This window comes from Zavarzinella formosa DSM 19928 (assembly GCF_000255705.1).
GTDB classification, from domain to species: Bacteria; Planctomycetota; Planctomycetia; order Gemmatales; family Gemmataceae; genus Zavarzinella; species Zavarzinella formosa.
The window spans coordinates 198,259-202,698 of the sequence record NZ_JH636439.1 but is presented as its reverse complement, the minus strand read 5'-3'; the positions used below and the strand labels follow the sequence as shown (position 1 = coordinate 202,698).

At 58.7% G+C, this 4,440-nt stretch carries 7 protein-coding genes and 1 pseudogene; 7 read left to right on the top strand and 1 reads right to left on the bottom strand.

Annotation, left to right across the window (positions count from 1 at the left end; genetic code table 11):
• Positions 1–315 precede the first annotated feature (315 nt).
• Positions 316–1,158, bottom strand: coding sequence for an EamA family transporter (locus BGIM_RS0101745; RefSeq protein WP_020468077.1), 843 nt, complete (start codon positions 1,156–1,158; stop codon positions 316–318).
• A gap of 575 nt (positions 1,159–1,733) precedes the next feature.
• Here BGIM_RS0101745 and BGIM_RS68140 point away from each other — a divergent pair.
• The 7 genes and pseudogenes from BGIM_RS68140 to BGIM_RS64615 form a co-directional block, all read left to right on the top strand.
• A pseudogene (locus BGIM_RS68140) lies at positions 1,734–1,961 on the top strand (type IV secretory system conjugative DNA transfer family protein); the annotation flags it as partial.
• A gap of 3 nt (positions 1,962–1,964) precedes the next feature.
• A complete protein-coding gene (locus BGIM_RS0101735; RefSeq protein WP_020468075.1) occupies positions 1,965–2,306 on the top strand; it encodes a hypothetical protein in 342 nt (113 codons plus the stop codon).
• Between the two features lie 45 nt (positions 2,307–2,351).
• Positions 2,352–2,498 carry a DUF1232 domain-containing protein gene (locus BGIM_RS60130; protein ID WP_020468074.1) on the top strand — a complete coding sequence of 49 codons (147 nt, stop codon included), beginning with the start codon at positions 2,352–2,354 and terminating at the stop codon, positions 2,496–2,498.
• 90 nt (positions 2,499–2,588) lie between these two features.
• Entirely contained in the window at positions 2,589–2,825 is a 237-nt protein-coding gene (locus BGIM_RS0101720; RefSeq protein WP_020468072.1) for a hypothetical protein, read from the top strand.
• Positions 2,826–2,865: 40 nt separating this feature from the next.
• A complete protein-coding gene (locus BGIM_RS0101715; protein ID WP_020468071.1) occupies positions 2,866–3,174 on the top strand; it encodes a hypothetical protein in 309 nt (102 codons plus the stop codon).
• Between the two features lie 47 nt (positions 3,175–3,221).
• The gene (locus BGIM_RS0101710) at positions 3,222–3,467 is read left to right on the top strand and encodes a hypothetical protein (protein WP_020468070.1); all 246 of its coding nucleotides are present in this window, start codon (positions 3,222–3,224) and stop codon (positions 3,465–3,467) included.
• Between the two features lie 790 nt (positions 3,468–4,257).
• Positions 4,258–4,440: hypothetical protein (locus BGIM_RS64615; RefSeq protein WP_029629650.1), on the top strand; the 183-nt coding region annotated here is incomplete at its 3' end.

Here is a 4,440-nt window from a genome sequence, read left to right as displayed (position 1 = left end):
CGGGAGCTTATCGGCATCCCCCACGTTGAATAACGGAATGGCCCTGCGGCCGAAGGCGTCACGCAGTGACCGAAGCAAAGCGGAGTGCTGGAAGGACCGGCCCGTCAGGGAGACGCCCAAAAACTCGTTCATCGGCAATGTGGCGAGATGGTTGGAACCGGGGCAATCTGGGTTGCATCTGGCACGCTGTTTGTTATCTTCTTCCTTCGCCAACGTAAGACGCGAAGGCATGGGTGAGGGCGGCGAGAGCCGATGCCATGACGGCACGTTCAACCTTGACGGATCGGCGGGCAGATTGTGGTTTCTGCGGACTCCTCACGAGCACTTGATCGCCACCGCACCGGCTCCGACCAGCGCCACCGCCAGCACCCGCCAGCGAGACACTCGCTCCCGCAACACCAATACCGCGATCAGCGCGCCAAACAGGATGGACGTTTCCCGCAGCGCTGCAACCAAGGCGATGTCCGCGCGGGTCATTGCCCATAATGCCAGTGCGTAAGACGCGAATGAACTCCCGCCTCCGAACAACGCGATCCTCCACCAACGTCCCGAGGCGACTGCTTCCCTCCGGCGACGGATGAAAAATGCCGCCGGTGAGAAGCCCAAGGCGGTGATGACCAACATCCAGCCCGTGTAACTGAACGCATTCCCCGAACGCCTCGCCCCCACGCCGTCCACCATTGTGTACAGCACCACAATCGCCGCCGTCGCCAGAGCCAGCCCCGCCGGAGCGAACTTCTGCCCGGCCGAGGCGCGGGCTCCGAACGCGAGCAGCAGCACGCCACTTGCAATGAGGAACACTCCGGCCCATCCCAACGCCCGAGGCCACTCGCCAAGCAGCAAAGCCGCGAAAATGGCCGTGAGGCCAGGGGCGGTTCCGCGCATCAGTGGGTAGACAAGGCTCAGGTCGCCGACGCGGTACGTCACGGCAACCATCGCGAAGTAGCCGACATGCACAACTCCGGACGCCAGGAGAAACGGCAGCGATTCGGTGGCGGGAAACGGAAGGAAGGCGAGAAACGGGGTAGCCACCAGCGCGGCCCCGGCGGCGATTCGCGCGGTGTCGAGCACACGGTCGGTCCCGGCCCGGACGAGGGCATTCCATCCAGCGTGCAAGAGCGCCGCGAACAACACCGGGATGGCCACGTCCCACGTCATCAATCCCCCTCATACCATCAGACAGACCGCCACATCTTACGACCGATGGAGAGGGACGGCACGAATCATCCTCCCCGTCATCGAACAAGCAAACTGGACCGCGACGGAGGAGGTATTGAAGATGAGCAGGAGCAGGCCGAACCGTTTCCAGTTTTTTGGCATGAATCTCGACCTCGAAAATATGCACGACTCAAACCGCCAAGCATGTCTGCCGGTCAATCTCTTCCAGCCACGCCAAGGCCATCGGCGAAAACCAGACTGTCTTTCTCATCGACGAGGCGGGCGCCCTCAAATATTTGAAAGCGTCGAAATGGCGCTGAACCAATTACGCGGATACGGGGCTCGCCTGATTTTAATTTATCAAGGCATTAGCCAGTTGATGACTTCTTTCCCTCATGGCCAGCATGTCACCGCCCTTGGGAATCTCACGCAGGTGTACATGGGCTCTGCGAGCAGTCCACGGCCGATCTGGTGAGCAAAAGACTCGGGAATGCCACCATCGCCGTCAGTTCCCTCAACAGCGGAAGGAACTGGGGTGACAGCACGGATCAGTTGGAAAGGCGAGTTACTCGAAGGGACACAACAATGGCTACGGTATGCAACCCATTGCAAGGCCCTTGTTGCATCCGGATGAAATCATGGCATTGCCGCCAAGGGCGGCGATTGTCTACGCATCAGGGCTCAGACCGCTTGTTGTGCGTTGTGTTTTCAGGTTCGAGAGGGAATTTCAACAACTATTACGACCAAAGAAAAGGAGGCCAATCATGTTTTGGAGAAAGGTTCGATCCCCTCCGAAAGGATGATTGATGAACGAGGAAAAAGGCGATCCGAAAACACCAGTCGGCATCGCCGCCGAAGTGAGGAAACAGGCTGCGGAGAAAAAAATGCGGCCGTCTTTTTGGGCCGAGATGATGGCCGCCTTTCGTGGCGGAAGGGAAGACCTCTGGAATGCCATTATTCCGGCCTTCCTCAACGGCTCGCCCGCTTCCCGTGAGCCCGGGGCTCCGAGAAATCCGACTCAACAGATCGTCACGGATGATTTGCTGAAGGATGACAAGCCAAAGGATGTCAGGAAGTCGGTGCTCGGCCACACGTTAGAACCCACCCCTGAAAAGCCAAAGACAAACGATCAATCATTGGGCCTTTGAAAGGCGCGCCACGGCAACCTGCGGCGACGCCGAAAGGAAGAACTGATGACCGCATGGGCGCGCATGCTCGTTTTGACCCTGAGCCCGATTGACTTCATCCCCGATGTCATCCCTGTCCTGGGGTGGATCGACGACGTGGTCGACCTTGTCATCGGGGTCTCGGCCATGCTCAAGAAAACGGAGAAGCCATGAACGGCGAATCCGTGTGCCTGGCCATTCTCCTCAGCATGGCCGCATTTGCCACCCTGCTGGCTCTCATGAACCGCCGACAGGGAAAGTGACATGCCCAAACGCGCAACGCACGACACGGCCTTTCGGCTGTCCAGGGAACTCGTCTCCGTGGTGGCTCCGCGCCTCCGCGAGGAGGAAATCGGCGAAGTTTTGAAGACCCTTTATGAGATGCTCGTGACGGCCCTGACCGACCACGGCGAACGGGCCACATGCGAAAAGCGGCGGCTTTGCAAGACGAATGACGAACCCCGGCAGGAGGCCGGGGAGCCTTTGGCAGCGGATGCCTGATTCATTACCCGCCCCAGCCGGGGCACGAAGGAGAATTGCCATGTGGAAAGTGTCTCTCGCCGCCATCGCCAAGGCAGGCCGCATGATGGAAAAGAAATTCGCCAAGCCCCTCTTCACGGTCGAGCCCTGGCCCCCGCAACGGCATACTTGGCCGATTGACAGTGGGGAAGTCGTTTGGGTCGGCGTCAAGAACGGGGACATCGCCCGGTTCGAGGCCGTCAAGGGTCACATGCGGACCCACGGCCAGTGGCGGGAGTTCTGCGACGATGACGCGTATGAGAGGCTCAGCGCCGTCTGCCGGGACATTCAGGCCGCGAATCCCGGCCGGGTGATTTACCTCGGCTTTTAATCGCTAACCAACATCGCCCGTTTTCACCAACACCGAAGGAGCTGTCCATGCCCTACTATCTCGCTCCGGAAAGACACAGGGTGCTCACGGAATACTTCTGGGCGTTCTTCGCCGACCTCGGCATCGAGTCCGGCCGCCACTCGCTCGCCGCCGGCGTTCCCCTCGCGGCGGGGGAGATCACCGCCGCGAGGGGAACGCCGGCGGCGGCGACGGTCCCGCCATCACGGCACTGGTCCGGTCAGCCCCAAGCAACCCGTACCCAGAACTGGAGTTCACCACTCCGTTCGATCTGATTTTGCACCCGGAATTGTCATTGAAGCGACAGGAGAGGATTCCGCACGGATGCGGATTTTTGAGGAGCACCCATGAGCTACGAAAGCGAACGGCCGAATGGCGAACCAAGAAGCGAACCGGCATCGGAAGAAATCGAAGCTCTCATGGGTTTGTCGCCGGAGGACATTTCGCGTCTCGTTCTGTGGCTGCTGGTTGAGGAAGCCTTGCGTTGGCGGCGTCAATGCTGCCCTCGCGTGTCTCGGGGCAGTTGAGCTGGCGGCAGGAAATGGAGTACATCTTGCCCTGGTTTTTTTTCATCCATCGCTTGCCGACGGGAACCCACGTCATGTGTGATTTCTTGGGCATGGAAAATTCCCGGATGCGACGAAGATCGGACGGCAAGATTTTTTTGCGGCCACCCGGCAGGGATCGGGTTGTAAACTTTTGCAAACCCGAATGCTGCACCAGTATGGTGGCGCGACGGTTAAGACTTGTAAACCGTTTTGTAAACCAGAGGGGAGGAAACGGGGAAGGTGGTTTACAGAAATGAAAAAAACACTTTCGCGGCTAGTGCCGTAAAACCTTAATTTGTAATGATTTAACCGGAGAGGGGGGGGAAACTACTTATGCCTTTCGCTAAGTGGTTTCAGTTATGGAATTTATGTCCGTAACCCCTTATCCGGCCAATAAGTTGTGTCTGATCAGCAATATTCATCAGTGATCCGGGATTCTCAGCAATGATCAGTTTGATTGGCCCACTGTGCCAATCAAACTGATCATTTCCCGACGCCTCTTTTCGGAGGCGGTTCGGTGAAAAAGAAGACTGATGATTTATTCGACATCCTGGCGGACTTGGGCGGACAGATTCCGTCCGAGGATGCCAGGGACCGGCGGCGGCGAGAAAAGGGGCTGCCGGATGAGGCAGCCCGTCGTGATCTTGCTCTTACCTATCTGACGGTGCAGCGACGGCTGTGGCCCGCCCTTGGCAAGACG

What these genes read in the sequence shown, in the direction of transcription:
- BGIM_RS0101710 (WP_020468070.1), top strand. Translation starts at nt 3,222, where the DNA reads ATGCCCTACTATCTCGCTCCGGAAAGACACAGGGTGCTCACGGAATAC.
- BGIM_RS0101720 (WP_020468072.1), top strand. Translation starts at nt 2,589, where the DNA reads ATGCCCAAACGCGCAACGCACGACACGGCCTTTCGGCTGTCCAGGGAA.
- BGIM_RS60130 (WP_020468074.1), top strand. Translation starts at nt 2,352, where the DNA reads ATGACCGCATGGGCGCGCATGCTCGTTTTGACCCTGAGCCCGATTGAC.
- BGIM_RS0101745 (WP_020468077.1), bottom strand. Translation starts at nt 1,158, where the DNA reads ATGACGTGGGACGTGGCCATCCCGGTGTTGTTCGCGGCGCTCTTGCAC.
- BGIM_RS0101715 (WP_020468071.1), top strand. Translation starts at nt 2,866, where the DNA reads ATGTGGAAAGTGTCTCTCGCCGCCATCGCCAAGGCAGGCCGCATGATG.
- BGIM_RS0101735 (WP_020468075.1), top strand. Translation starts at nt 1,965, where the DNA reads ATGAACGAGGAAAAAGGCGATCCGAAAACACCAGTCGGCATCGCCGCC.